A 25832-nucleotide genomic window follows, 5' to 3' on the forward strand; every position below is an offset into this window, starting at 1 on the left:
GCACGCGCCCATGAGCCTGCGCCACGGACTCAGAGGCTGTCGAGAGCCTTGATGTACTCGTTCAGGTCACGCGCGTCGGGCAGCCCGTTGACGACGGTCCAGCGCACGATGCCGTCGCGGTCGATGACGAAGGTGCCGCGCACCGCGCAGCCCTTCTCCTCGTCGAAGACCCCGTAGGCGCGGGAGGCCTCCCCGTGCGGCCAGAAGTCCGACAGCAGCGGGTACTCCAGCCCCTCCTGCTCGGCGAAGACGCGCAGGGTCGGTACGGAGTCGTTGGAGACCGCGAGGAGCTGCACGTCGTCGTTCTGGAAGCGCGGGAGCTGGTCGCGCAGCTCGCAGAGCTCGCCGGTGCAGACACCGGTGAAGGCGAAGGGGTAGAAGAGCAGCACGACCGCCTTCTCCCCGCGGAAGTCGGAGAGCCGCACGACCCTGCCGTGGTTGTCCTTGAGCTCGAAGTCCGGGGCCTTGCTGCCGACCTCGATCGCCATCTGTCGCATCCCTTCGTCCCGCATCCCTGCGTTGGGCTGTTCGGGTGATCCCAGCTTATGGGTCCGCCGCTTGTGGGTCCGCCGCGCGTCCGGCCCCGGTCAGCCCGCCGCGAAACGCACGCACCCCGCCCACCGGGAAGCTTCCGGCGAACGGGGTGCGTGTGTCCGCATGGCTGCGGGGCGCGGCTCAGCGCTTGGACTTGGCCGTCTTCGGAGTCGCCAGCTTGGTGGCGGTCCACTCCTTGCCGACGGGGAGACCCTTGGCCAGCGAGAGGCCGGCGGTCTCGGCGGCCTCGCTGATGTCGCTGGCCTCGACGAAACCGTCCTTGCCGGTCTTGGGAGTCACCAGCAGGATCAGTGCGCCGTCCTCGACCAGCTCGGTCGCATCGACCAGGGCGTCCGTCAGGTCGCCGTCGTCCTCCCGGAACCACAGCAGAACCGCGTCTGCGACATCGTCGTAGTCCTCATCGACGAGTTCGGTGACGTGATCCTCTACGGCATCACGGAATTCCTGATCGACGTCGTCGTCGTAGCCGATCTCCTGGACCACCTGTTCGGACTGGAAACCCAGCCTGGCGGCCAGGTTCTCCGCGTGGTCCGCGGTCGCGCTCACGGGGTGCCTCCTGCTCATGTTCGGTGAATGTTCTTCGGCGGCGCGCGTACGCGCAGCATTGGGCGTAGTCCACACGGGCGCGGCGGATCGCGCAAGTACCCGGCCGCCGAGACCGTCGAAACGGTGACGATTGCGGCCGTCTCGCCGCAACTTTCAGCCCTTCCGGATGTACCCCTGGTGATTCATCCCACACCATTCCACCTCATTCGGCACGGCCTCGGGACTTTCGCACCTGTTTGAGGGACGAACGGCCTTGCGAAGGGGGTGATCGACATGGGCGTAAGGTTGCGGTTTGGGCTCCGTCGTCGCCACAGCCAGCACAATCCCTCCACACTCCAGGGATTACCCAGCGGTAAAGATGACGATTTCTGCCGAGCGTAAGACCATGGGAGGCGGCGAACCCCAGGCACGACTCCCCCGACAGCGAAGGAACAGCGTGGCTTCCGCATCCGATCGCAATCCGATCATCATTGGTGGCCTGCCGAGTCAGGTACCGGACTTCGATCCGGAAGAGACGCAGGAGTGGCTCGACTCCCTGGACGCCGCGGTCGACGAGCGGGGCCGTGAGCGCGCCCGCTACCTGATGCTGCGGCTGATGGAGCGGGCCCGCGAGAAGCGCGTGGCCGTGCCCGAGATGCGCTCCACGGACTACGTCAACACGATCGCCACCAAGGACGAGCCCTTCTTCCCCGGCAACGAGGAGATCGAGCGCAAGGTCCTCAACGCCACCCGGTGGAACGCGGCCGTCATGGTCTCGCGCGCCCAGCGCCCGGGGATCGGCGTCGGCGGTCACATCGCCACGTTCGCCTCCTCCGCGTCGCTCTACGACGTGGGCTTCAACCACTTCTTCCGGGGCAAGGACGAGGGCGACGGCGGCGACCAGATCTTCTTCCAGGGCCACGCCTCACCCGGCATCTACGCCCGCGCCTACCTCCTGGACCGGCTCTCCGAGCAGCAGCTCGACGCGTTCCGCCAGGAGAAGTCGAAGGCCCCGTACGGCCTCTCCAGCTACCCGCACCCGCGGCTGATGCCGGACTTCTGGGAGTTCCCGACCGTCTCGATGGGCCTCGGCCCGCTCGGTGCGATCTACCAGGCCCGGATGAACCGGTACATGGAGGCCCGTGGCATCGCGGACACCTCCAAGTCACACGTTTGGGCGTATCTCGGCGACGGCGAGATGGACGAGCCCGAGTCGCTCGGCCAGCTCTCCATCGCGGCCCGCGAGCACCTGGACAACCTGACCTTCGTCGTCAACTGCAACCTGCAGCGCCTCGACGGTCCGGTCCGCGGCAACGGCAAGATCATGCAGGAGCTGGAGTCGCAGTTCCGCGGCGCCGGCTGGAACGTCATCAAGCTGATCTGGGACCGCTCCTGGGACCCGCTGCTGGCCCAGGACCGCGACGGCATCCTGGTCAACAAGCTGAACACCACTCCGGACGGCCAGTTCCAGACGTACGCCACCGAGACGGGCGCGTACATCCGCGACCACTTCTTCGGCGGCGACCACCGGCTGCGCGCGATGGTCGAGAACATGACCGACCAGCAGATCCAGCACCTGGGCCGCGGCGGCCACGACCACAAGAAGGTCTACGCGGCGTACGCGGCGGCCAAGGCCCACAAGGGCCAGCCGACGGTGATCCTGGCGCAGACGGTCAAGGGCTGGACGCTGGGCCCGAACTTCGAGGGCCGCAACGCGACCCACCAGATGAAGAAGCTGACGGCCGACGACCTCAAGCGCTTCCGCGACCGTCTGCACATCCCGATCACGGACGCCCAGTTGGAGGACGGCGCGCCGCCGTACTACCACCCGGGCCGCAACTCCCCCGAGATCCAGTACATGCACGACCGCCGCAGCGCGCTCGGCGGCTACGTGCCGACCCGCGTGGTGCGCGCGAAGCCGCTCCAGCTGCCGGGCGACGCCACGTACGCGGCGGCCAAGAAGGGCTCGGGACAGCAGTCGATCGCCACCACCATGGCCTTCGTCCGCATCCTGAAGGACCTGATGCGGGACAAGGAGATCGGCAAGCGCTTCGTGCTGATCGCCCCCGACGAGTACCGCACCTTCGGCATGGACGCGTTCTTCCCGAGCGCCAAGATCTACAACCCGCTGGGCCAGCAGTACGAGGCGGTCGACCGCGACCTGCTGCTCGCGTACAAGGAGTCGCCGACCGGCCAGATGCTGCACGACGGCATCTCGGAGGCGGGCTGCACGGCCTCGCTGATCGCCGCGGGTTCGGCGTACGCGACGCACGGCGAGCCGCTGATCCCGGTCTACGTCTTCTACTCGATGTTCGGTTTCCAGCGCACGGGTGACCAGTTCTGGCAGATGGCGGACCAGCTGGCGCGCGGTTTCGTCCTCGGCGCGACCGCCGGCCGCACCACCCTGACGGGTGAGGGCCTGCAGCACGCCGACGGCCACTCCCAGCTGCTGGCCTCGACCAACCCGGGCTGTGTGGCGTACGACCCGGCGTACGGGTACGAGATCGCGCACATCGTCAAGGACGGTCTGCGGCGCATGTACGGCCCCGACGCCGAGGACGTCTTCTACTACCTGACGGTCTACAACGAGCCCATCCAGCACCCGGCCGAGCCGGCCGGCGTGGACGTGGACGGCATCCTCAAGGGCATCCACCGGGTCTCGCAGGGCACCTCCGGCTCCGTCGGGGCGCAGATCATGGCCTCGGGCGTGGCGGTGCCGTGGGCGCTGGAGGCGCAGCGGATCCTGGCCGCCGAGTGGAACGTCAGGGCGGACGTCTGGTCGGCGACCTCCTGGAACGAGCTGCGCCGCGAGGCCGTCGCCGTGGAGGAGCACAACCTGCTCCACCCGGAGGAGGAGCAGCGCGTGCCGTACGTGACCACCAAGCTGTCCGGCGCGGAGGGGCCGTTCGTGGCGGTCTCCGACTGGATGCGGGCGGTCCCGGACCAGATCTCGCGCTGGGTGCCCGGCAAGTACACCTCGCTGGGCGCGGACGGCTTCGGCTTCGCGGACACGCGGGGCGCGGCCCGGCGCTTCTTCCACATCGACGCTCAGTCGGTGGTCCTCTCGGTGCTGACCGAGCTGGCCAAGGAAGGCAAGATCGACCGCTCCGCGCTGAAGCAGGCGATCGACCGGTACCAGCTGCTGGACGTCCGGGCGGCCGACCCGGGCGCGGCCGGGGGCGACGCGTAGCCGTCTCTTGCGGTGAGGGGCGCCGGGACACCTGTCCCGGCGCCCCTCACCCGTTCCTTACGATGCTCCGCATGAAGCAACCCTCTCCCCAGGCGCGGTGGGAGCGCCGGACGCAGACCCCGCTGCTGGTGCTCGCCCTGGGTTTCGCCGTGGCCTACGCGGTGCCCATCGTCCTGCCCGACGCGAGCCCGGCGGTGCACAGCGCCTGCAGGCACGCCGAGTGGGTGGTGTGGGCCGCCTTCGCCGCCGACTACCTGGTGCGGCTGGGCCTGGCGCACTCGAAGAGGGCCTTCGTACGGACCCACTGGCTGGACCTGATGGCGGTGGTGCTGCCGATGATCCAGCCGCTGCGGCTGCTGCGCGTGGTCTCCACCCTGATGCTCGTGGGGCGGCGCGCGCGGATGGCCCCGCAGATCCGGCTCACCACGTACGTGGCGGGCTCGGTGGTCGGGCTGCTGATGTTCGGCTCGCTGGCGGTGCTGAGCGTGGAGCGGGACGCCCCCGACGGCAACATCAAGAACCTCGGGGACGCGCTGTGGTGGTCGGTGACCACGATGACGACGGTCGGCTACGGGGACCACTCCCCCACCACCGGGCTCGGCCGGCTGCTGGCGGTGGGGCTGATGCTGTCCGGGATCGCGCTGCTGGGTGTGGTGACCGCCAACATCGCGGCCTGGTTCATCTCCCGCTTCGAGCGCGACGACCTGGTGGAGCGCGCCCAGACGGCGGCGATCTCCGAACTGACGGCGGAGGTACGGGCCCTGCGTGCCGAGGTAGCCCGGCTCGGCGGACCGGCCCCCGCCGGAGCCGGCGTGCCCGCCCCGGGCACCCGGGGCGGGACGGCCGAGCCGGCCGGGGCGGTCCAGGCGGGCGGCGCCGTCAGCGCTCCCACACCTTGAACGCCCTGACCTGGTAAGGCGACTGGGGCAGCCACACCCCGTCGCCCGGGTAGGTCTGGAACTCGCCCGTCTCGGCGCATTCGGCCGACTGGTAGGTGGTGACCGGCCGGCCGGTCCGGTTGGTGAGGGACTGGGCGGTGGTCCCGGCGGGCAGGGCGGTGCAGCTGTTGATGTCGAGGGTGCTGAGCTCGTGGGTCGTGCGGGCGCCCTTGAACTCCGGCTTCGCCCACAGGCACAGCTGCCCGGTGGCGCAGGCCCCGAGCGCCGGCGGCCCGGCGGCCCGCCCCTTCGTCCGCCCGGAGGCCCGTACGGGAGCCGGAGCGTCGGCCCGGGCCCGCCCGGGAGCCTGGGCCCGGGGCTGCGCGTGTGCCTGCGCCTGGGCAGGGATCAGGGCCGGTGCCTGCACCGGCGTACGGCCCGGGGCGCGGCCCGCCGCGTGGGCGGATTCCGCGGTGCCCGGGATCAGCAGGGTGGCGGCGAGAACGGCGGCCGTGGCGGCGGTGCGCCCGGAGAAAGTATTGCTCCACGTACGCATGACGGGTCAACTCCTGGTGGACGTACGGGCCCCGGACCGTTTCCGGAAGCTCCGTCGGCACCACGCTGACCTGCGCGGACGTCCCGGCGGAAGGGGCCGCGAGCGGGTCCACCCTGATAGGCGACAGCCCCGCCGGAACCGTCCGGCGGGGCTGCCCGGGCCCCGGAGTTGACGCCTCCGCGACCACCGTGACCGCCACGGCCGCGCGGCCGGAGGCACAGCGCCAGCGGGGCACTGCGTCCGGACGGGCGGCCGGGACGGAGCCAACGGGGCTAGATGTGGGCCGCGCCCGCCCCCGCCTCCGCGTTCTCGCCGCGCTTGGTGAAGCCGGCCACGACCGCGGCCAGGACCGCGACCACTCCGGCGACGGTGAAGGCGGTGCTCATCCCTGACACGAACGTGTCGTGCGCGACCCCCGTGATGGTCGCCGCGAGCTGCTCGGGCGCCTCCGGCGGGATCGGGGCGATGCCGACCTGGATGCCCTTCTCCGCGAGGTCCGCCTGTTCCGGGGTGAGCGACGGCAGCCCGGCCCCGGCCCAGTTGCCCTCGAAGACGCTGCCGACCTTGCTCGCCATGACCGCGCCGAGCACGGCGGTGCCCAGACTGCCGCCGACCTGCATGGCGGCCTGCTGGAGCCCGCCGGCCACGCCCGAGAGCTCCAGCGGGGCGTTGCCGACGATTACCTCGGTGGCGCCGACCATGACCGGCGCGAGCCCGAGGCCCATCAGGGCGAACCACAGGGACATGGTGGGGGTGGAGGTGCCCGGCGTCAGCTGGGCCATCCCGAAGCAGGCGACGGCGGTGGCGACCATGCCCGCGACCAGCGGCGGCCGCGGGCCGACCTTGGTGATGGCGAGGCCCGCCAGCGGCGATCCGATGATCATCATCCCGGTCAGCGGCAGCAGGTGCAGGCCGCTGTCGACGGGGCTCATGCCGTGGACGTTCTGCAGGTAGAAGGTGACGAAGAACAGCCCGCCCATGAAGGCGAAGGCCATCAGGACCATCAGCACCGTGCCCGCGGACAGCGGCAGCGAGCGGAACATCCCGAGCGGGATCAGCGGCTCGGAGACGGAGTTCTCCCAGAGGGCGAAGGCCACGAAGCACAGCACGGACCCGCCGAGGAAGGCCAGGGTCTTGGCGTCCCCCCAGCCCCATTCGGAGGCCTTGATCAGCGCCCAGATCAGCGAGAACATGCCGACCGACAGCAGCAGGATGCCCAGGACGTCGAAGGAGCGCGGGGCGTTCTCGGCCCGGTGGTCGACCAGGATGAACAGGCCGAAGGCGAGCGCGACGATGCCGACGGGCACGTTGATGAAGAAGACCGACTGCCAGCTCACGTTCTCGACGAGCAGACCGCCGACGATCGGCCCGGCGGCGGTCGAGGCGCCGATGACCATGCCCCAGATGCCGATGGCCATGTTGAGCTTCTCGGCCGGGAAGGTCGCGCGCAGCAGGCCCAGCGCGGCGGGCATCAGCAGTGCTCCGAAGACGCCCTGCGCGACGCGGAAGCCGATGACGAGCTCGACTCCGCCGGAGAGACCGATGGCCGCCGAGGAGACGGCGAAACCGGCGATGCCTATGAGGAAGGTCTGGCGGTGGCCGAAGCGGTCGCCGAGCTTGCCGGCGGTGATGAGGGAGACCGCGAGGGCGAGCAGGTAGCCGTTGGTGATCCACTGGACGTCGGCGAGCGAGGCGCCGAGGTCCTTCTGGATGGCCGGGTTGGCGACGGCGACGATCGTGCCGTCGAGGGTGACCATCATGACGCCGATCGCGACGGCGAACAGGGTGAGCCACGGGTGGCCCCGGAGGCCCGTACGGCCCGGCGGGGGGACCGGTTCCTTGCTGAGCGAGAGCGCGTCATCGCCGTCGACGGTGATCTGACTAGTCATGCGAACAGGTTAGTGACAGCGACTGACACTTCACAGGCCGGTTCGTCAGACAGCCACTGTCAGGTCCGTCACAGGTACCCTGACCGCCGTGATGACCGATCAGCGGCCCGCGCCCGCACCGGCCGCCGGACTGCGCGAGCGCAAGAAACAGCGCACGCGCGACGCACTGCTGCGCGCTGCCCTCCTCCTCTTCATCGCGCAGGGGTACGAGGAGACGACCGTCGACGAGATCACCGACGCCGTGGACGTCTCCCAGCGCACCTTCTTCCGGTACTTCGCCAACAAGGAAGAGGTCGCCTTCGCCGTCCAGGACCTGGTCGAATCCCATTTCGTCGCGGCGCTGCGCGCGCGCCCGCCCGCCGAGGGCCCCTTCGAGGCCATGCGCTCCGCCGTGCTCGACGCCTGGGACACCGTCGACGAGGCCATTTCGGACCTGGTCCCCATCGACCTGTACATGCGCAGCTACCGGCTGATCGAGTCCACCCCGGCCCTGCTCGCCGTGCACCTGCGCCGCTCCACCGAACTGGAGGAGCAGATCGCCCGGCTGATAGCCGAGCGCGAGGGCCTCGACGTGGACGCCGACCCGCGCCCGCGGGTGGCCGTCGCCGCGTTCACGGGCGTGATGCGCGTCACCGGCCGGCTCTGGGGACAGGGCGAGGACATCAGCGTGGCCACCATCCGGCGGATGACCGAGGTCTACCTCGACCAGATCGGCCCGGCACTGGCCGCCGACTGGCGGCGGCCAGCCTGACCGGCGCGGTTGTCTCCCCGCCGGGCGAAGCTCCCGTACGGCACGGGTGCCCGCACGCGGGTCCCGTACGGGCGCATCCGCCGGCGGGGCGTCCCACGGTCGGCGGTGACTCCCGTCACCCGGCGCGCAGGCAGCCGCCGAGGTCTCCTAGGCTGGGCGCAGTGAACCTGCCCGGCCCCGCCCACACCCACTCCGCCGACGCCCCCGCGCGCCCGGCCGCCCTGCGCGCCCTGCTCGCGCTGGCGGTGGTCTTCCTGATGCTCACGACCACGGGCTGGACCGCCGTCTACCGGCCCGCGAGCGGGGCTTCCCCGCGCGAGGCCGCGCTCGCCTCCTGGACCGGATCGCGTTTCGAGGGCCGGCTCCTGCCCGCCGCCGACGCCCCGCCGCCCGTGGTGGCACGGTTCTTCGCGCGGCTCGACGGCGCCCAGCGCGCCCGGCTCGCCGAGGGCCACCCGCTCGTGGTCGGCAATCTCGACGGCGCGCCGCCCAGCGTCCGCTACCGGGCCAACCGGATGTCCCTGCAGGAGGCCGCGCGGGTCGAGGCCGCCCGCGCGCACGACATCACGCTGGCCCCCGTCGACCGCGCCACCGCGGCCCGGCGCTCCCACCGCTTCGAGTCCCTCGCCGAGCCCGGCCGGCAGATCCTCGTCTTCGACCCCACCGGCGGCGGCCTCGCGGCCGAGGTCTTCGGCGACCTCGGCGAGGCCCGCCGGGTCTCGGTGGTCGTCCCCGGGGTCGACACCGACGCGCTCACCTTCGAGCGCACGGTGCGTCGGCTGACCTCCCCCGTCGGCATGGCGGAGTCCCTCTACGAGGCCGAGCGCGCGGCCGCCCCGGCCGGCCGGACCGCGGTCATCGCCTGGGCCGGCTACACCGCCCCGACCGGCGTCGGCATGGACGCGGCGACCGGGCGCCTCGCCGTGGACGGCGCGGCCCGGCTGCGCTCGCTGACCTCCGCGCTGCCCGGGCGGGCGAGCGTGGCACTGTTCTGCCACAGCTACGGCTCGGTGGTGTGCGGGGTGGCCGCCCACGAACTGCCGCACCGGGTCACGGACATCGTGGTGGCGGGCAGCCCCGGAATGCGCGCCGCGAACGCCGGTGAACTGGGCACCTCGGCGCGGGTGTGGGCGATGCGGGACGCCGGTGACTGGATCGCCGACGTACCCCACCTGGAGTTCGGGGGCCTGGGCCACGGCGCGGATCCGGTCTCCGGGGAGTTCGGCGCACGGGTGCTGTCGGCGGCCGGAGCCAAGAGCCACACCGGCTACTTCGAGCCAGGGACCGAATCCCTGGACAACTTCGCCAAAATCGGAACCGGGGCGTTCGGTTCCACGGTGTGCGCCACCGGGGACGACACGTGCCGACGCGGGACATCCGCGACGGAAGGCTCCTGACCCGCTCGGCCGACCCGAAATCGGACCTCACAGCGGGGGGACGCACGGGGGTGCGTCCCTTTACGATGTGCCGCATGGGTGACGTACTGGCCGGAAACCATGCCGTCTGGGAGTTCGACCGCACCACGAACTCGCTCATCATCCGCTTCGCACGGGGGATGCGAACGCCCAGGCTCTGGCACGCCCTGGGGGAACGCCGGATTCCCCTCGAAGCGTTGTCCGGGGTGGGCCTGACCGTGGGACGGCGGGACACCGTGGTGCTGCACGCCCGCGTGCGCGTCGGCGCGGATCCGCTGATGGAGGCCGCGGCCGGACAGCTGCGGGAAGCCTGCGATCCGTACCGGCTGGTGCTGCCGGGAGGCGGTGGCGGGACCGCGCGGGCCACGGCCTTCGGCGAGACGCTGCGCGAGCGGCTGGGTCCCGCCGGGCCGGCCGACCGGTTCCTGGTCCGCGTCCCGGAGCCGCGGGCCGCGCTGAAGGCGTACGACGCCCGGCTCGCCTTCGACGGCGGCGCCGTCACCTTCCACTGGTCGCGCACCGGGGCCACCAGTGCCAAGTGGAAGGCGGGCGACCAGCGGTATCCGCTGGCCGCCCTGGCCGGTCTGACCTGGCACTCCCCGGAACGGCCCGGGGGCCACCTGCGGCTGTGGTCCCGCGAGGCCGCCGGTGACCCCCGGCCGGACCACGACCTGGCCTCGGCCGTCTTCGGCGTGGGGTACGGGGCCGTGCACGAGTCGCTGCCGTTCGCGGCGGCGCTGCTCGCGGCCCTGCGGGCGCGCAGCCCGGTCGCCTCGGTGCCCCCGCAGCGGTCCTGGGAGCGGATCCAGCATCTCGCCGAGCTGCACAGTGCGGGGCTGCTCACGGACGCCGAGTACCGGGCGCTGCGCGACCGCTTCACGGCCGGGGCCTGACCCTGCGGGGCTGTCCCCCACCCGCCCTTCCGCCGTTCCCTGGGCTCCGCCCAGACCCGCTCCTCAAACGCCGGAGGGGCTGGAAAATCCAGCCCCTCCGGCGCAGCAGGCGGTCACCCCTCGCGCGCCGCCGAGGTCGAGCTCATGTCCGGGTAGCGGTCGCCCGCGACACCCTCGGCGATCGCGTCCAGGAGGGACAGGTCGGCGTCCGTCAGGGTGATGCGGGTCGCCGCGGTGTTCTCCGCGAGACGGGAGGGCTTGCGGGTGCCCGGGATCGGGACGACCGTCAGGCCGTGCACCGCCGCCCGCCGGTGCACCCACGCCAGGGCGATCTGGGCCGGGGTGGCACCGTGGGCCGCCGCGATCTGCCGTACCGGCGCCAGGAGCGCCCCGTTCGTCCGCGCGTTGTCACCGGTGAACCGGGGCTGGTACCGCCGGAAGTCACCGGCCGTCAGCTCCGCCGACGCGTCGGCGAAGGCCCCGGTCAGGAAGCCGCGCCCGAGCGGGGAGTACGCCGCGATGGCCACGCCCAGCTCCGCCGCCGCGCCCACCGCGCTGCGCTCCACGTCCCGGCTGAACAGCGACCACTCCGACTGGAGCGCCGCGATCGGGTGCACCGCGTGCGCCTCGCGCAGCTCGGCCCCGGTCACCTCGCTGAGCCCGAGGTGGCGCACCTTGCCCTCCTGCACGAGCTCCGCCATCGCGCCCACCGACTCGGCGAACGGAACGGCCGGATCGCGCCGGTGCATGTAGTAGAGGTCGATGACCTCGGTGCCCAGCCTGCGCAGGCTGTCCTCCACCGCGCCGCGGATGTACGCGCGGTCGTTGCGGACGCCCCGGTACACCGGGTCGTCCGTCCGCTCGATGGCGAACTTCGTGGCCAGGGTGATCCGGTCGCGGTGCGCGGCCACGAACGGCGCGAGGAACTCCTCGTTGGCGCCCCGCCCGTAGACGTCGGCGGTGTCGAAGAGGGTGACCCCGGCGGCCAGCGCCGCGTCCAGGGTCTGCCGGGCGGCCGCCTCGTCGGTGTCCCCGTAGAACTCGCTCATGCCCATGCAACCGAGCCCCTGGACGCCCACCAGCGGGCCGCCCTTGCCCAGTTCGACCTGTCCGACCTGCTCGGCCTGATCTACCTGCTCGGCCTGATCTACCTGCTCGGCCTGATCGACCTGCTCTGTCCCGACGGTGTTGCCGGTCATGTCCGGTCTCCCTCTCCCGCGACGGTGGTGCGCATCGCATACGTATCGATCTTGTAGTCCAGGACGGCGAGCGCGTCGGTCAGTTCCGTGATCCGCGTGCGCACCTCGTCACGCGTGCGCTCCAGCAGTTCGCGCCGGTCGGCGGCGGTGTGCGGGCCCTCGCGGACGAGTTCGGCGTAACGGACCATGTCCGCCACGGACATTCCGGTGGTGCGCAGCTTGCCGACGAAGCCCAGCCAGTCGAGGTCCTTGTCGGTGAACCGCCGCTGACCCGAGTGGGAGCGGTCCACGTGCGGCATGAGGCCGATCCGCTCGTACCAGCGCAGGGTGTGCTGGGTCAGACCGGTCCGGGCCTCGACCTCGCTGATCGTGTACCGCGTCTGCGTCTGCAGGGGGGTCCGGGTCGGGCTCATGGCTCCACGCTAAATCCTTGGAGTGCACTCCAAGCAAGTACCCTCGGCCGCATGGAGAGCCTGCAGAGTCTGCGCAACATCGAGAGCTGGCCGGTGCCGACCGCCGCCGCGGCCGTCGTCCACGCCGACGGGACCGTGCTCGCCGCCCACGGTCCGGTGGACCACCGCTTCCCGCTGGCCTCCGTCACCAAGCCGCTCGCCGCGTACGCCGCCCTCGTCGCCTACGAGGAGGGTGCGATCGAGCTGGACGAGCCGGCCGGGCCCGAGGGTTCCACCGTGCGCCACCTGCTCGCCCACACCAGTGGCCTGGCCTTCGACGAGCACCGGGTGACGGCCCCTCCCGGGCAGCGCCGGCTGTACTCGAACGCCGGTTTCGAGGAGCTCGGCGACCACATCGCGAAGGCCACCGGCATCCCCTTCGCCGCGTACCTGGCCGAGGCCGTCTTCGAGCCGCTGGGCATGGCGTCGAGCAGCCTGGAGGGCTCGCCCGCCAAGGACGGCGTCTCCACCGTCTCCGACCTCCTGCGCTTCGCCGCCGAGCTCCAGCAGCCGCGGCTGCTGGACGTGCGCACGGTCGCCGCGGCCACCTCCGTGGTCCACCCGGGCCTCAAGGGCGTGCTGCCCGGCTACGGCCACCAGTCCCCCAACGACTGGGGGCTCGGCCTGGAGATCCGTGACGGGAAGGCCCCGCACTGGACGGGCGCCGGCTCCTCGCCGCGCACTTTCGGCCACTTCGGTCAGTCCGGGACCTTCCTGTGGGTGGACCCGGACGCCCGCGCCGCCTGCGTGGCGCTGACGGACCGCGCCTTCGGTCCGTGGGCCGTGGAGGCCTGGCCTCCGTTCACCGACGCGGTGCTCGCGGAGCTCAGGACCCGCTGAGCCGCCTGCGACCGCCGTCTGTGGGCCCGCCGCCACGGGACCCTCCTAGGAAAGCTCCCAGATCAGCACCTCGGCCGGGGAGCCGGCGACCAGCTCCAGCTCCCCCTCGCCGGTGATCCGCGCCGAGTCCCCGGGGCTGAGCTCCTCGGCACCATCGGCGGACCCGGCCGACCCGCCGTCCAGCCGCAGGTCTCCCCGTACGACGTGCAGGTACACCCGCGCGGCGGCCGGTACGGCGACCCGCTCGCCCGCGCCCGGACGCCGTACGTGCAGGACGGCCCCGGCCGCGGGCACGGCGTAGGGCGTGCTGTCGGCGATCCCCCTGACCAGCGTGTACGAGGGCTCCCCGGCCGGATCGGCCGGGGCCAGCCACATCTGCACGAAGCGCAGCGGCCCGGGGCCGTCGTTGCGTTCGACGTGCCGGGTCCCGGACGCCGCGGCGAGGTGCTGTACGTCGCCGGGCCGCACCAGGGTCGCGGCGCCCGTGGCGTCCCGGTGGGTGAGCTCGCCCTCGGCCACCCAGGTCACGATCTCGGTGTGGCTGTGGGGGTGCTCGTCGAAGCCCGCGCCGGGGGCGAGGCTCTCCTCGTTGCACGCCAGGACCGGGCCGAACCGCAGGTTGTCGGGGTCGTAGTGCGGGCCGAAGGAGAAGGCGTGCCGGGTGGTGATGCCCGTGGGGGGTTCCCCGCCCTCGTACCGGTCGGAGCCTCGGCGTACATCAATCATGGGGGCCACCGTAGCCCCCGGGGCGCGGCCCGGGATGAGACCGGACTCCGCGCAGCGGCCCCGATAAGGCAGTCTTGTCACGTGCCCCAACCCGAACGTGAGCATTCCCCCGCGGTCCACCCCGCGCATCCGGCTCCGCCCCATCCGCACGCCGCGACGCTGCGCCGGCTGGAGAAGTCCTCCGGCCGGCTCGCCGCCAACGCCATCGCGCGCATGGACGAGACGCTGTCGTGGTACCGGGCGATGCCACCGGAGAACCGGTCCTGGATCGGCCTGGTCGCGCAGGCCGGCATCGCCGCGTTCACGGAGTGGTTCCGGCACCCGGACACCGCGCAGGCGATCTCCACCGATGTCTTCGGGACGGCTCCGCGCGAGCTGACCCGGGCGATCACCCTGCGCCAGACCGTCGAGATGGTGCGCACCACGATCGAGGTCATGGAGACCGCGATCGACGAGGTCGCCGCGCCCGGCGACGAGTCGATCCTGCGCGAGGCCCTGCTGGTGTACGCCCGGGAGATCGCCTTCGCGACCGCCCAGGTCTACGCCCAGGCCGCCGAGGCCCGCGGTGCGTGGGACGCCCGGCTGGAGTCCCTGGTGGTCAACGCGGTGCTGTCCGGGGAGGCCGACGAGGGCGCGCTGTCCCGGGCGGCGGCGCTCGGCTGGAACTCCCCCGAGCACGTGTGCGTGGTGCTGGGCACGGCTCCGGAGGGCGACAGCGAGCTGACGGTCGAGGCGATCCGGCGGGCCGCCCGCCACCACAAGCTGCAGGTGCTCACGGGTGTGCTGGGCGACCGGCTCGTGGTCATCGCGGGTGGCAGCGACAATCCGATGCAGGTGGCGAAGTCGCTGATCGGGCCGTTCGCGGCAGGCGCCGTGGTCGCCGGGCCGGTGGTCCCGGACCTGCTGAACGCCACGAAATCGGCGCAGGCGGCCGCGGCCGGACTCAAGGCCTGCACGGCGTGGCAGGACGCTCCGAGGCCGGTGCTCGCGGACGATCTCCTGCCCGAACGCGCGATCGCCTCCGACCCTTCGGCCCGCGAGCAGTTGGTGGAGGAGATCTACAGACCGCTCGAAGAGGCCGGCTCGGCCCTGCTGGAGACGCTGAGTGTCTATCTGGAGCAGGCGAGCAGCCTCGAAGGTGCGGCCCGGATGCTGTTCGTGCACCCCAACACCGTGCGCTACCGGCTCCGACGTGTGACAGACGTCACCGGCTGGTCGCCCTCCGATGTCCGCTCCGCGTTCACACTGAGGATCGCTTTGATCCTCGGGCGTCTGGCCGACGGCGATCCTCAGTCCTAAGCTTTTGTCGGACATCAACAATTACCCCGATGGTTCTTCGTCCCTGTCCCCACGGGCGGCGCGGACCGAACACAAGAGAGAGTGTGAGGGTGCTCGTACTCGTCGCTCCCGGCCAAGGCGCACAGACGCCCGGCTTCCTGACTCCCTGGCTCGAACTGCCCGGCGCCGCTGACCGCGTCGCCGGCTGGTCGGATGCCATCGGGCTCGACCTTGCCCACTACGGCACGAAGGCCGACGCGGACGAGATCCGCGACACGGCCGTCGCACAACCCCTGCTCGTGGCCGCCGGCCTGCTCGCCGCGGCCGAGCTGACCTCCAAGGCCGGCCCCGGTGCCTTCGGCGCCGTGGCGGGCCACAGCGTCGGCGAGATCACCGCCGCCGCGTACGCCGGGGTCCTGTCGGACGCGGACGCGCTGTCCTTCGTCCGCACTCGCGGACTCGCCATGGCGGAGGCCGCGGCGATCACCGAGACGGGCATGGCGGCCGTCCTCGGCGGTGACCCGGACGTCGTCGTGGCGCACCTGGAGAAGCTGGGTCTGACCCCGGCGAACGTCAACGGCGCGGGCCAGATCGTGGCCGCGGGAACCGTGGAGCAGATCGCGGCCCTGGTGGCCGAGAAGCCCGAAGGTTCCATGAAGGTCGTCGCCCTCAAGGTCGCGGGCGCCTTCCACACGCACCACATGGCTCCGGCGGTCGCCGGTCTGGAGCAGGCCGCTGCGGCCCTCTCCCCGGCCGACCCGGCGCTGACGTACGTATCGAACAAAGATGGTCAGGTCGTGACCACGGGCGCCGATGTCGTCGCCCGGCTGGTGGGCCAGGTGGCCAACCCGGTCCGCTGGGACCTGTGCATGGAGACGTTCGCCGCTCTGGGCGTCACCGGGATCGTCGAACTGTCCCCCGGTGGCACCCTGACGGGTCTGGCCAAGCGTGCGCTGAAGGGCGTACCGAGCGTGGCGCTGAAGACCCCGGACGATCTCGACAAGGCCGCGGCGCTCGTTTCCGAGCACGCGGTCTGAGAGAAGGAGCCCACTCAGCATGTCGAAGATCAAGCCTGCCAAGGGCTCCCCGTACGCCCGCATCCTCGGTGTCGGCGGCTACCGTCCGACCCGCGTGGTGCCGAACGAGGTCATCCTCGAAACCATCGACTCCTCCGACGAGTGGATCCGCTCCCGCTCCGGCATCGCGACCCGGCACTGGGCTTCCCCGCAGGAGACCGTCGCCACGATGTCGGTGGAGGCCTCCGGCAAGGCCCTGGCCGACGCCGGGATCGCTCCGGAGAAGATCGGCGCCGTCATCGTCTCGACGGTGTCGCACTTCAAGCAGACCCCGGCCGTGGCGACCGAGATCGCGCACCGCATCGGCGCGGGCAAGCCCGCCGCTTTCGACATCTCCGCGGGCTGCGCCGGGTTCGGCTACGGCCTGACCCTGGCCAAGGGGCTCGTCGTCGAGGGTTCCGCGGAGTACGTCCTCGTCATCGGCGTGGAGCGGCTCTCGGACCTGACCGACCTGGAGGACCGCGCGACGGCCTTCCTCTTCGGTGACGGCGCGGGCGCCGTGGTCGTCGGTCCCTCGGACGAGCCGGCCATCGGCCCCACGGTGTGGGGTTCGGAGGGCGACAAGTCGGAGACCATCAAGCAGACCGTGCCGTGGGACGAGTACCTCGGCAAGGACGGCGGCGAAAAGTTTCCCGCCATCACGCAGGAGGGTCAGGCGGTCTTCCGCTGGGCCGTCTTCGAGATGGCGAAGGTGGCCCAGCAGGCGCTCGACGCAGCCGGGATCACCGCTGATGACCTGGACGTCTTCATTCCGCACCAGGCGAACATGCGGATCATCGACTCGATGGTGAAGACTCTGAAGCTGCCGGAGCACGTCACGGTCGCCCGTGACATCGAAACCACCGGCAACACCTCGGCCGCCTCGATCCCGCTCGCAATGGAGCGGCTCCTGGCGACCGGAGCGGCGAAGAGCGGCGACACCGCGCTCGTCATCGGCTTCGGGGCGGGGCTCGTCTACGCCGCCACGGTCGTTACCCTCCCCTAGGGCCCGGGATCCACATCCCGGACTCCGTTTGACCCCCAGCTAGCTATAGAAGGAGCGCCAACATGGCCTTCACCCAGGATGAAATCGTCGAAGGTCTCGCGGAGATCGTCAACGAGATCGCCGGCATCCCGACCGAGGACGTCCAGCTCGAGAAGTCCTTCACCGACGACCTGGACGTCGACTCGCTGTCCATGGTCGAGGTCGTCGTCGCCGCCGAAGAGCGCTTCGAGGTGAAGATCCCGGACGAGGACGTCAAGGGTCTCAAGACCGTCGGCGACGCCGCGAGCTACATCCTCAAGCACCAGGCCTGAGCCTGACGAGCGTTTGTCGCCACCTGGCGGTGGCGCCGTGACAATTCACCCCCTGAAACGTGGAGAAAGAATTCCTGTGAGCCCGACCAATCGCACCGTGGTCGTCACCGGTATCGGCGCAACCACTCCGCTGGGTGGCGACAGCGCTTCGACCTGGGAAGGTCTGCTTGCCGGCCGTTCCGGCGTAAAGCCCCTCGAGGGTGAGCGCTTCGCCGAACTCCCGGTCCGTATCGCCGCCACCGCCGCCGTGGACCCGAGTGAGGTCCTCCCGCGGCCGCTGGCCCGCAAGCTGGACCGTTCGGCCCAGTTCGCGATCATCGCGGCCCGTGAGGCGTGGGCCGACGCCGGTTACACCGCCCCGGCGGGCGAGGACGCGTCGATCGCGCCCGAGCGCCTGGGCACCGTCATCGCCTCCGGCATCGGCGGCGTGACCACCCTGCTCGACCAGTACGACGTACTGAAGGAAAAGGGTGTGCGCCGGGTCTCCCCGCACACCGTCCCCATGCTCATGCCCAACGGCCCGTCGGCCAACGTCGGCCTGGAGGTCAACGCCCGCGCGGGTGTGCACACTCCGGTCAGCGCCTGCGCCTCCGGCGCCGAGGCCATCGGCTACGCCGTCGAGATGATCCGCACCGGCCGTGCCGACGTGGTCGTCGCCGGCGGTACCGAGGCGGCGATCCACCCGCTGCCGATCGCGGCGTTCGCCAACATGATGGCGATGTCCAAGAACAACGAGAACCCGACCACGGCCTCCCGTCCGTACGACAAGGCCCGCGACGGCTTCGTCCTCGGCGAGGGTGCGGGCGTCGTGGTCCTGGAGTCCGCCGAGCACGCCGCCGCGCGCGGCGCCCGGGTCTACTGCGAGGTCCTGGGCCAGGGCCTCTCCGCGGACAGCCACCACATCGCGCAGCCGGAGCCCACCGGCCGCGGCGTCTCGGCCGCCCTGCAGAACCTGCTCGACAACACGGGTCTGGACCCGGCCGAGCTGGTCCACGTGAACGCGCACGCCACGTCCACCCCGCAGGGTGACACGGCCGAGCTGAAGGCCCTGCGCAAGGTGCTGGGCGACGACCTCGACCACATCGCGATCTCGGCCACGAAGTCGATGACCGGTCACCTCCTCGGCGGCGCCGGCGGCATCGAGACCGTCGCGACGGTGCTGGCGCTGTACCACCGCCTCGCCCCGCCGACGATCAACCTCGACGACATCGACGAGGACATCGACGCGGACATCGTGCGCGACGAGCCCCGCAAGCTCCCGGCGGAGGGCCCGATCTCCGCGATCAACAACTCCTTCGGTTTCGGCGGCCACAACGTCTCGCTGGCCTTCCGGACCGTCTGAGTCACACCACGCACGAAGGGCCCCGCCCGGCATCTGCCGGGCGGGGCCTTCCGCGTACCTCAGACCACCTGGTGGAGCCAGCGCACCGGGGCGCCCTCGCCCGCGTAGCGGAAGGGTTCGAGCTCGTCGTCCCAGGGTTTGCCGAGCAGTTTGGCGATCTCCGCTTCCAGGTCCGTCTCGCCGTGCGCGGACCGGGCGAGGGCGGCGCGCAGCCGGTCCTCGGGGATCAGGATGTCGCCGTGCATGCCGGTGACGGCGTGGAAGATGCCCAGGTGCGGGGTGGAGCTGTAGCGCTCGCCCTCGGCGGTCGGGCAGGGTTCCGCGGTCACTTCGAAGCGGAGCAGGTGCCAGCCGCGCAGCGCGGAGGCGAGTTTCGAGGCGGTGCCCGCCTCGGCCTGCCAGGAGAACTCGGCTCTCCAGGTGCCCGGGGAGGCGGGCTGACGGATCCAGTCGAGGTTCACCCGCACCCCGAGCACCCCCGCAACAGCCCATTCCACGTGCGGGCAGAGCGCGCGCGGTGCGGAGTGCACGTACAGGACTCCACGTGTCGTCACCGGGACCTCCAGTGTGGGACGAGGTCGGGAATAAACTCCAGAAAACGGACAGTATGTGACGTGATGTAATGTAACGGAAATTATTTGACATTGCGTTGCGGGACTTGCGGCCGAAACGCCACGGGAAAAAGCTACCGTGCGCCGGGGGTCATGGTGTGACGTACGGTCGCTCCGAGGGCCGTAAACACAGAGCATTCACTCAGCAGGACGCCACCGATTGACACGGCGGCCACGAGGAGGGACCTTCCGCATGCGCACCACCGCCCCACGCCGCCGCGCGCGTCGGACCTCCGCGGGCGCGGGTGCGGGTGCGGCGGCCGCCCTGCTGCTCCTGGCGGCCGGTGCGCTGACCGGGTGTTCGGCGGACGGGGTGAAGGCCGGGGGCGAGCGCGGGGCCCAGGCGGCCCCCCGGTGGAACACCGCGCCGGCCTCGGTGGCCGCCGTGGGCGACTCCATCACGCGCGGTTTCGACGCCTGTTCGGTACTGGCCGACTGCCCCGAGGCCTCCTGGGCCACCGGTGACGACCCCGAGGTGCGTTCGCTGGCGGCCCGGCTGCTCGGCGAGGCCGAGGTGCCCGCGCGCAGCTGGAACTACGCGGTGACCGGCTCCCGGATGGCGGACCTCCCGGGGCAGCTCGCCTCGGCGGCCGGACACAAGCCCGGCCTGGTCACGGTGATGGTGGGCTCCAACGACGCCTGCCGGCCCTCGGCTTCGTCGATGACTCCGGTGGCCGCCTTCCGCTCCGGATTCGAGAAGGCGCTGGCCGGCCTGCGGGCGGCCTCGCCGGCCTCGCAGGTGTACGTCTCCAGCGTCCCGGACCTCCAGCGGCTGTGGGAGCAGGGCAAGGACGACCCGATGGTGCGCCGGATCTGGAAGCTGGGCATCTGCCAGTCGATGCTCGCCGATCCGACCTCGGCGGCCGCCGGTGCGACGGCCCGGCGGGAGCAGGTGCGGGCGCGGGTGGTCGAGTACAACGAGGTGCTGCGCGAGGTCTGCGCGAAGGACGAGCTGTGCCGCTACGACGGCGGCGCGGTGTTCCAGTACCCCTTCTCGGCGGATCAGTTGAGCCGCTGGGACTGGTTCCATCCGGGGAAGGACGGGCAGGCGCGGCTCGCGGAACTGGCGCACCGACAGGTGACCTCCGCGGAGCCTCCGCGTTGACGCCGCAGGGAGATCGGACCGGGGGCGGGTGTCAGGGCCCGCCCCCGGTCCAGCTTGTGTGCATCACCGCGGCCTTCGATCAGCAGGGGTGATTTCCGGCCATTACAGGTCGAGGGCCGCCGTCAGCCGCGTGTCGCCGTGCGAACGGCTCGCGCGGACCTCGTAGCCGCCGCCGATCCGCTGCCAGGAGCGGGAGGGCTGGTCCCAGATCTCGAAGGCACGCTCCGGCAGCGGGATCTCCACGTCGACGCTCTCGCCGGGTTCCGCGGTCACGCTCGCGAAGCCCGCCAGCCAGCTCGCCGGACGCTCGACACTGTCGGCGACGGGCGCCAGGTAGACCTGTACGGTCTCGCGGCCCGGCCGGGTACCGGTGTTGGTGACGCGGACCTTCGCCTGTGTGGGGGTGACCTCCAGGGACTCGTAGGCCCAGTCCGTGTAGCCGAGGCCGTGCCCGAAGGAGTAGGCCGGGGCGATCCCGTGCTTCTCGTAGGCCCGGTAGCCGATGAAGAGCCCCTCGGTGTACTCCAGTCGCCCCTCGGTGGGGGTGACCTCGGTGACGGGCGCGTCGGCGAACTCGGCGGGCCAGGTGGTGGGCAGCCGCCCGCCCGGCTCCGCCTCTCCGAGGAGTACGTCGGCCAGCGCGGCCCCGCCCTCCTGCCCGGGGAACCAGGCCAGCAGGACGGCGGCGACCTCGTCGCGCCACGGGAGTTCCACCGGGGAGCCGGCGTTGACGACGACCACGGTGTTCGGGTTGACGGCGGCGACGGCGCGCACCAGGTCGTTCTGACGGCCCGGGAGCGTGAGGTCCTTGCGGTCGAAGCCCTCGGACTCCACCCGCTCGGTGGTGGCGACGACCACGACGGCGGTGTCGGCGGCGCGCGCGGCCTCCACGGCCTCGGCGATGAGCTCCTCGGCGGAGCGCTGCGGGCCGAGGTGGAGGAAGGAGAACATGATCGCCTTGAGCGGCAGGGTCGTCATGTCGGGGACCTGGTAGGTCAGCGAGACCTCGACGGCTTCGCCCTCGGTGAGGGTGAGGCGGGTCCGCACCTGGGGAGCGCCGAAGAAGGCCTCGAAGGGGTCGGCCTCGTCGCCCATCGGCTGGACCCCCTCGAAGCGGGTCTCCCCGCCGACGGCCAGGGTGAAGGCGCCGAGTCCGCGGGTGCCGAAGGCGTGCTCGCCGCTCTCGCGCGGCACGAACGTACCGGTGACCTCGATGCTCGCCATCGTCTCGTACGTGACGCCCTCGGGCAGGTCGTCGCCGATCCACTGGACCTGGCCGGTGGGCAGCGAGCCGGTGCCCAGGACCGCGCCGGAGGCGTCCCGGCAGACCGCGCGGAGCTCGAAGCCCTTGTCGGCGGGGGTCAGTTCGTCGCTGGGGTCGGCGCCGACCGTGAAGGTCACGGCGCCTTCGGGAAGGGCGGCGGTCAGTCCGTCCAGCGGGGAGACGATCCGCTCGGGGAAGACGGTGGCGCTGCCGCCGCCGAGGACGCGGGCGTCGCGGGCGGCGGCGCCGCTGAGGGCGACGGTGCGGCCGGGGGCGAGCGGGAGCACGGGCTTTCCGGCGGCGACGGCCTCGTTGCGTGCGAGGACGAAGCCGCGGGCGGCCAGCTCGCGGGCCAGCGCCTGGCCGTCGATCGGGGCCGGGACCTCGCCGACCACGGCCGGGGCGCCCTCCAGGATGCCGACGCGGGCGGCGAGGCGCAGGACGTTGCGGACGGCCTCGTCGACGGCGGACTCGGGTACCTCGCCGGCGCGGACGGCTTCGGCGAGCGGAGCTCCGTAGACGGTGACGGGACCGGGCATGGCCACGTCCATGCCGCCGAGGATGTCGCCGGTGGTGGAGCGGGCGGCCATCCAGTCGGAGACGTTGCAGCCGTCGAAGCCCCATTCGCCGCGCAGGACCTCGCCCACGAGGTAGCGGTGCTCGGTCATCGTCGTGCCGTTGACCTGGTTGTAGGCGGTCATGATGCCCCACGGGTGGGCGTTGGCGACGATGGCCTCGAAGGGGGCCAGGTACAGCTCGCGCAGCGGGCGCGGGGCGATGACGCTGTTGACGGTGAAGCGCTCGGTCTCGGCGTCGTTGCCGACGAAGTGCTTGACGGTGGTGCCGACGCCGCCGTCCTGGACGCCGTTCACGTAGCCGCTGCCGACCGCGCCGGTGAGGTACGGGTCCTCGGAGTAGCACTCGAAGTGCCGGCCGCCGAGCGGGGAGCGGTGCAGGTTGACGGTGGGCGCGAGGAGCACGTGGACGCCCTTGCGGCGGGCTTCCTGGGCGAGGAGGCGGCCGGCCCGGCGGGCGAGCTCGGGGTCCCAGGCGGCGGCGAGCGCGGTCGGGGAGGGCAGGGCGATCGACGGGTCGTCGGCGGTCCAGCGCACGCCGCGCACGCCGATGGGGCCGTCGGACATGACCAGGGACTTCAGCCCGATCTCGGGGACGGCGGGCAGGGACCACATGTCCTGGCCGGCCAGCAGCCGGGCCTTGGTGTCGAGGTCCAGCTTGCCAAGTGCCGTCTCTACGGCGTCGTTGCGGACCTGATCGGCATCGGTCACGGCCATGCCTCCTCGTTGAGTGCGGGTGCGCGGTGCGGTGCGGTGCGGTGCGGTGCGGTGCCGTGCAGCGCTGTGCGGTGACCCCATGGTGGACCCGCTACCTGTAGAGCGGTAGGGTTCGTAATCTGTTCGTAATCTAGAGATGCCGTACGGTCCTGCTGGCAGGTCCGGAACGGAAGGGGTGGCGGGGCGATGGTCAGGGCCAGAAGCGAGGAACGGCGCGTGGAGATCGTCCGCGCTGCCGTCGAGGTGATCGCCGAGCGCGGCTACCGGGGCGCGGCCCTGGCCGCGGTCGCCGAGCGCGTGGGCCTGACCCAGCAGGGACTGCTGCACTACTTCCCGACCAAGGAGGCACTGCTGGTCGCGGTCCTGGAAGAGCGCGACCGCTGGGACACCGGCGGCGGCACCCACACACTGGCCGACGCCTGGCGCCCCGACCTGCTGGCCTCGCTGGTGGAATACAACGCCATGCGCCCGGGCATCGTGCAGACCTTCTCGGCGCTGCTCGGCGAGAGCGTCACCGACGGCCACCCGGCACGGGAGTTCTTCGCCGAGCGGTACGCGCAGGTGCGCTCCGCGATGGCGGCGGTCCTGCGCGCGGAGTTCGGCGAGCGGCTCCCCTCGGGCCTCACCCCCGAGCACGCGGCCCCGCTGCTGGCCGCCGTGATGGACGGCCTCCAGTACCAGTGGCTGCTGTCCCCCGAGTCCGTGGACATGCCCGGCACCTTCCGCGCCTTCCTCGACCTGATCCAGGGACCCCGGACCTAGGGCCGGTCGTCACACTCCCGTCCGCCTCGCGACGCCCGGCGGGGCTGGCATGCTGGGCCGGGTGAAGATCGCTGCCGCGCAGCTGAGCTGCGTCCCCACCGACGTGTCCGCCAACGCCGCCCGGGCGGCCGCACTCGCCGTGCGGGCGCGGGAGGAGGGCGCCGGGCTGGTGGTGTTCCCCGAGTTGACCCTGACCGGCTACGAGCCGGCCGCGCTCGCCGCGGACCCCGGCCTGTGGCTGGCCGACGCCGAGGATCCCCGGCTGGACCCCGTCCGCTCCACCGGGATCGCCACCGCCGTCAACGTCGCGCTGCGCACGGACGGCCCCCGGCCCGTCATCGCGACCCTGGTCCACGACGCGGACGGCGCGCACGTGACCACGTACGCCAAGCAGCACCTGTTCCGCCACGAGCAGGAGGTCTTCGCCGCGGGGACGGTCCCGGGCCGCTTCGAGCTCGACGGGATCCGCTTCTCCCTGGGGATCTGCTTCGACAACCACTTCGCGGACGTGCCCGGCGCGGGCGCCGCGGCAGGCTGCCGGGTCCACCTGGCGAGTTCGCTCTACGGCACCGGCGACGGCGTCGCCGAGCGTGCGGCGGTCCACCCGGGGATCGCCCGGGGCTTCGGGATGTACGTGGCCCTCGCCAACCACGTCGGACCCGCCGGGGAGTGGACGGGCTGCGGGGGCGCGGCCGTCTGGGCCCCGGGCGGAACCCTGCTGGCCGAGGCGGACGCGCACACGCCGTCGGTCGTCGTGGCGGAGGTGCCGACGGAGGCGGAGGCGGACGCGGAAGCGGACGGGGTGGCGGAGGGCCGGGCCGAGGGCGCGCGTGCGGGCCATGCGGACGAGCCGGGCGCGCCGGGCGCGCCGACGGCGCGGGCACGGGCCTGACGCGGCCCCTGGGGCCGCCCGCCGGGCAGGGCCGCATGCAGGAGTACGCGGCTCCGGAACCCGTACGGAAACAGGCCCGGGACCGGCCGGGAAAGGGCTCGCGGGGGCGCTGGACGGGCCCTTGGGGCACCCGGCCTCCCTACCCGCGGGGGCGGGCACCGGCCGCCCGGCCGCAGGGCGGCACAAGGCCCGCCAGCCCTCCTCCACACATCATCTGACCTGGGCTTTTACCCTTTCCGCCGATAAAATCGGGGACAGCTGAAGGGGGTTCGGATGGACCGGAACATACGCAGTGTCGACGATGTGCTCACCCTCATGGACGGGCTCTTCGCACCCGAAGCGGACCGCTGGACGGCCGGTGGTTCCGCCTGGTGGGACGGGTTCTACGCGGACCGCGAGCGACCGGTGCCGTTCTTCGTGGCGAAACCCGACGAGAACCTGGTCTCCTGCCTCGACCGCGGGCTGATCCCCGCGGGCGGCCGCGCCCTGGACCTGGGCTGCGGTCCCGGCCGCAACGCCCTGCACCTGGCCGCGCGGGGCTTCGAGGTGGACGCCGTCGACCTCTCTCCGACGGCCCTGACCTGGGCCGAGGAACGTGCCCGTGCCGCGGGGGCCGGGATCCGCTTCCACCACGGGGACGCTTTCGGTGCGGACGGGGCCGGGCTCGTGGGCCCGTACGACCTGATCTACGACTCGGGCTGCTTCCACCACCTGCCGCCGCACCGCCGGGTCAGCTACCTGGCCCTGCTGGACCGGCTGCTGGCGCCCGGCGGCCGCTTCGCCCTGACCTGCTTCGCCTCCGGCGCGATGGGCTCCGAACTGCCCGACGCGGATTTCTACGGCAGGGCCCGCCTCGAAGGCGGGCTCGCGTACACGCCGGGGGCGCTGCGTTACGTCTTCGAGGGCCTCACCGAGGTGGAGCTGCGGCGGATGAACGACGAGCCCGCCTCCTCCGGCGCCTTCGGCGAGGCCTTCCTCTGGACGGCGCTGTTCCGCCGCCCGGAGTGAGGGCCGTCCTCCCCCACAGGGAGGACCACCCGGAGGC

The 25832-nt window shown here is 72.0% G+C and carries 24 protein-coding genes; 15 read left to right on the forward strand and 9 right to left on the reverse strand.

The features are described from left to right. Positions 1–29 precede the first annotated feature (29 nt). Both OG247_RS14055 and OG247_RS14060 read right to left on the reverse strand, forming a co-directional pair. Positions 30–488, reverse strand: a complete 459-nt coding sequence (locus OG247_RS14055; RefSeq protein WP_243329422.1) for a peroxiredoxin — start codon at positions 486–488, stop codon at positions 30–32. A 187-nt stretch (positions 489–675) separates the two neighbouring features. After that, complete coding sequence (locus OG247_RS14060; RefSeq protein WP_243329420.1) at positions 676–1101, reverse strand: DUF3052 domain-containing protein; 426 nt, start codon at positions 1099–1101, stop codon at positions 676–678. Between the two features lie 436 nt (positions 1102–1537). Between OG247_RS14060 and aceE the strand changes: the two genes are divergently transcribed. Together aceE and OG247_RS14070 are read left to right on the forward strand one after the other, a co-directional pair. Further along, positions 1538–4270, forward strand: a complete 2733-nt coding sequence (gene aceE, locus OG247_RS14065; RefSeq protein WP_327252570.1) for a pyruvate dehydrogenase (acetyl-transferring), homodimeric type — start codon at positions 1538–1540, stop codon at positions 4268–4270. Positions 4271–4341: 71 nt separating this feature from the next. Then, the gene (locus OG247_RS14070; protein ID WP_327252571.1) at positions 4342–5169 is read left to right on the forward strand and encodes a potassium channel family protein; all 828 of its coding nucleotides are present in this window, start codon (positions 4342–4344) and stop codon (positions 5167–5169) included. On the opposite strand, the gene OG247_RS14075 is transcribed toward OG247_RS14070, so the two are convergent. Further along, positions 5150–5575, reverse strand: a complete 426-nt coding sequence (locus OG247_RS14075; protein WP_327257470.1) for a peptidase inhibitor family I36 protein — start codon at positions 5573–5575, stop codon at positions 5150–5152. The two genes, OG247_RS14070 and OG247_RS14075, sit on opposite strands and share 20 nt — an antisense overlap. Before the next feature lie 401 nt (positions 5576–5976). Beyond that, positions 5977–7593 carry an MFS transporter gene (locus OG247_RS14080; protein WP_327252572.1) on the reverse strand — a complete coding sequence of 539 codons (1617 nt, stop codon included), beginning with the start codon at positions 7591–7593 and terminating at the stop codon, positions 5977–5979. Positions 7594–7684: 91 nt separating this feature from the next. On the opposite strand from OG247_RS14080, the gene OG247_RS14085 reads away from it, so the two are divergent. From OG247_RS14085 to OG247_RS14095, 3 genes are all read left to right on the forward strand, one after another. Continuing rightward, positions 7685–8344, forward strand: coding sequence for a TetR family transcriptional regulator (locus OG247_RS14085; protein WP_327257471.1), 660 nt, complete (start codon positions 7685–7687; stop codon positions 8342–8344). A 257-nt stretch (positions 8345–8601) separates the two neighbouring features. Next, on the forward strand, positions 8602–9741 hold the full coding sequence (locus OG247_RS14090; protein ID WP_327257472.1) for an alpha/beta hydrolase: 1140 nt from the start codon (positions 8602–8604) through the stop codon (positions 9739–9741). A 74-nt stretch (positions 9742–9815) separates the two neighbouring features. Beyond that, positions 9816–10652: a DUF4429 domain-containing protein gene (locus tag OG247_RS14095; protein WP_327252573.1), complete on the forward strand. Its 837-nt coding sequence runs from the start codon at positions 9816–9818 to the stop codon at positions 10650–10652. A gap of 113 nt (positions 10653–10765) precedes the next feature. Here OG247_RS14095 and OG247_RS14100 read toward each other — a convergent pair whose 3' ends face one another. Together OG247_RS14100 and OG247_RS14105 are read right to left on the reverse strand one after the other, a co-directional pair. Beyond that, a complete protein-coding gene (locus OG247_RS14100; RefSeq protein WP_327252574.1) occupies positions 10766–11851 on the reverse strand; it encodes an aldo/keto reductase in 1086 nt (361 codons plus the stop codon). Further along, positions 11848–12264: a MerR family transcriptional regulator gene (locus OG247_RS14105; protein ID WP_327252575.1), complete on the reverse strand. Its 417-nt coding sequence runs from the start codon at positions 12262–12264 to the stop codon at positions 11848–11850. Before OG247_RS14105 ends, OG247_RS14100 begins: the two co-directional genes overlap by 4 nt. Before the next feature lie 51 nt (positions 12265–12315). Between OG247_RS14105 and OG247_RS14110 the strand changes: the two genes are divergently transcribed. Beyond that, positions 12316–13143, forward strand: a complete 828-nt coding sequence (locus tag OG247_RS14110) for a serine hydrolase domain-containing protein (protein WP_327252576.1) — start codon at positions 12316–12318, stop codon at positions 13141–13143. Between the two features lie 45 nt (positions 13144–13188). Here the strand turns inward: OG247_RS14110 and OG247_RS14115 are convergent, their stop codons facing one another. Then, complete coding sequence (locus OG247_RS14115; protein ID WP_327252577.1) at positions 13189–13869, reverse strand: pirin family protein; 681 nt, start codon at positions 13867–13869, stop codon at positions 13189–13191. An 81-nt stretch (positions 13870–13950) separates the two neighbouring features. On the opposite strand from OG247_RS14115, the gene OG247_RS14120 reads away from it, so the two are divergent. From OG247_RS14120 to fabF, 5 genes are all read left to right on the forward strand, one after another. Next, the gene (locus OG247_RS14120; RefSeq protein WP_243329400.1) at positions 13951–15168 is read left to right on the forward strand and encodes a PucR family transcriptional regulator; all 1218 of its coding nucleotides are present in this window, start codon (positions 13951–13953) and stop codon (positions 15166–15168) included. A gap of 89 nt (positions 15169–15257) precedes the next feature. After that, positions 15258–16184 carry an ACP S-malonyltransferase gene (locus tag OG247_RS14125; protein WP_327252578.1) on the forward strand — a complete coding sequence of 309 codons (927 nt, stop codon included), beginning with the start codon at positions 15258–15260 and terminating at the stop codon, positions 16182–16184. 19 nt (positions 16185–16203) lie between these two features. Further along, positions 16204–17208 carry a ketoacyl-ACP synthase III gene (locus OG247_RS14130; RefSeq protein ID WP_327252579.1) on the forward strand — a complete coding sequence of 335 codons (1005 nt, stop codon included), beginning with the start codon at positions 16204–16206 and terminating at the stop codon, positions 17206–17208. A gap of 62 nt (positions 17209–17270) precedes the next feature. Continuing rightward, positions 17271–17519, forward strand: coding sequence for an acyl carrier protein (locus tag OG247_RS14135; RefSeq protein WP_327252580.1), 249 nt, complete (start codon positions 17271–17273; stop codon positions 17517–17519). Positions 17520–17595: 76 nt separating this feature from the next. After that, positions 17596–18861 (forward strand): beta-ketoacyl-ACP synthase II, encoded by a 1266-nt coding sequence (gene fabF, locus OG247_RS14140; RefSeq protein WP_327252581.1) that lies wholly within the window; start codon positions 17596–17598, stop codon positions 18859–18861. 59 nt (positions 18862–18920) lie between these two features. Here fabF and OG247_RS14145 read toward each other — a convergent pair whose 3' ends face one another. After that, positions 18921–19415 carry a DUF3145 domain-containing protein gene (locus OG247_RS14145; RefSeq protein WP_243329390.1) on the reverse strand — a complete coding sequence of 165 codons (495 nt, stop codon included), beginning with the start codon at positions 19413–19415 and terminating at the stop codon, positions 18921–18923. A gap of 250 nt (positions 19416–19665) precedes the next feature. Between OG247_RS14145 and OG247_RS14150 the strand changes: the two genes are divergently transcribed. Next, positions 19666–20577, forward strand: a complete 912-nt coding sequence (locus OG247_RS14150) for an SGNH/GDSL hydrolase family protein (RefSeq protein WP_327252582.1) — start codon at positions 19666–19668, stop codon at positions 20575–20577. A 102-nt stretch (positions 20578–20679) separates the two neighbouring features. On the opposite strand, the gene OG247_RS14155 is transcribed toward OG247_RS14150, so the two are convergent. After that, positions 20680–23133, reverse strand: a complete 2454-nt coding sequence (locus tag OG247_RS14155) for a beta-glucosidase family protein (protein ID WP_327252583.1) — start codon at positions 23131–23133, stop codon at positions 20680–20682. A gap of 186 nt (positions 23134–23319) precedes the next feature. On the opposite strand from OG247_RS14155, the gene OG247_RS14160 reads away from it, so the two are divergent. The 3 genes from OG247_RS14160 to OG247_RS14170 all read left to right on the forward strand — a co-directional run bounded on the left by OG247_RS14160 (position 23320) and on the right by OG247_RS14170 (position 25795). Further along, positions 23320–23895: a TetR/AcrR family transcriptional regulator gene (locus OG247_RS14160; protein ID WP_327252584.1), complete on the forward strand. Its 576-nt coding sequence runs from the start codon at positions 23320–23322 to the stop codon at positions 23893–23895. A gap of 61 nt (positions 23896–23956) precedes the next feature. After that, the gene (locus tag OG247_RS14165; protein ID WP_327252585.1) at positions 23957–24787 is read left to right on the forward strand and encodes a carbon-nitrogen hydrolase family protein; all 831 of its coding nucleotides are present in this window, start codon (positions 23957–23959) and stop codon (positions 24785–24787) included. A gap of 273 nt (positions 24788–25060) precedes the next feature. Continuing rightward, positions 25061–25795 (forward strand): class I SAM-dependent methyltransferase, encoded by a 735-nt coding sequence (locus tag OG247_RS14170; RefSeq protein ID WP_327252586.1) that lies wholly within the window; start codon positions 25061–25063, stop codon positions 25793–25795. Positions 25796–25832: the final 37 nt, after the last annotated feature.

It is taken from the genome of Streptomyces sp. NBC_01244, assembly GCF_035987325.1.
Classification (GTDB): Bacteria; Actinomycetota; Actinomycetes; order Streptomycetales; family Streptomycetaceae; genus Streptomyces.

Bases quoted from the DNA above. Each gene is read 5' to 3' on its own strand.
- OG247_RS14055 (WP_243329422.1), bottom strand. From the start codon at position 488: ATGGCGATCGAGGTCGGCAGCAAGGCCCCGGACTTCGAGCTCAAGGAC.
- OG247_RS14070 (WP_327252571.1), top strand. From the start codon at position 4,342: ATGAAGCAACCCTCTCCCCAGGCGCGGTGGGAGCGCCGGACGCAGACC.
- OG247_RS14080 (WP_327252572.1), bottom strand. From the start codon at position 7,593: ATGACTAGTCAGATCACCGTCGACGGCGATGACGCGCTCTCGCTCAGC.
- OG247_RS14085 (WP_327257471.1), top strand. From the start codon at position 7,685: ATGACCGATCAGCGGCCCGCGCCCGCACCGGCCGCCGGACTGCGCGAG.
- OG247_RS14090 (WP_327257472.1), top strand. From the start codon at position 8,602: ATGCTCACGACCACGGGCTGGACCGCCGTCTACCGGCCCGCGAGCGGG.
- OG247_RS14095 (WP_327252573.1), top strand. From the start codon at position 9,816: ATGGGTGACGTACTGGCCGGAAACCATGCCGTCTGGGAGTTCGACCGC.
- OG247_RS14100 (WP_327252574.1), bottom strand. From the start codon at position 11,851: ATGACCGGCAACACCGTCGGGACAGAGCAGGTCGATCAGGCCGAGCAG.
- OG247_RS14105 (WP_327252575.1), bottom strand. From the start codon at position 12,264: ATGAGCCCGACCCGGACCCCCCTGCAGACGCAGACGCGGTACACGATC.
- OG247_RS14110 (WP_327252576.1), top strand. From the start codon at position 12,316: ATGGAGAGCCTGCAGAGTCTGCGCAACATCGAGAGCTGGCCGGTGCCG.
- OG247_RS14115 (WP_327252577.1), bottom strand. From the start codon at position 13,869: ATGATTGATGTACGCCGAGGCTCCGACCGGTACGAGGGCGGGGAACCC.
- OG247_RS14130 (WP_327252579.1), top strand. From the start codon at position 16,204: ATGTCGAAGATCAAGCCTGCCAAGGGCTCCCCGTACGCCCGCATCCTC.
- OG247_RS14135 (WP_327252580.1), top strand. From the start codon at position 17,271: ATGGCCTTCACCCAGGATGAAATCGTCGAAGGTCTCGCGGAGATCGTC.
- OG247_RS14150 (WP_327252582.1), top strand. From the start codon at position 19,666: ATGCGCACCACCGCCCCACGCCGCCGCGCGCGTCGGACCTCCGCGGGC.
- OG247_RS14155 (WP_327252583.1), bottom strand. From the start codon at position 23,133: ATGGCCGTGACCGATGCCGATCAGGTCCGCAACGACGCCGTAGAGACG.
- OG247_RS14160 (WP_327252584.1), top strand. From the start codon at position 23,320: ATGGTCAGGGCCAGAAGCGAGGAACGGCGCGTGGAGATCGTCCGCGCT.
- OG247_RS14170 (WP_327252586.1), top strand. From the start codon at position 25,061: ATGGACCGGAACATACGCAGTGTCGACGATGTGCTCACCCTCATGGAC.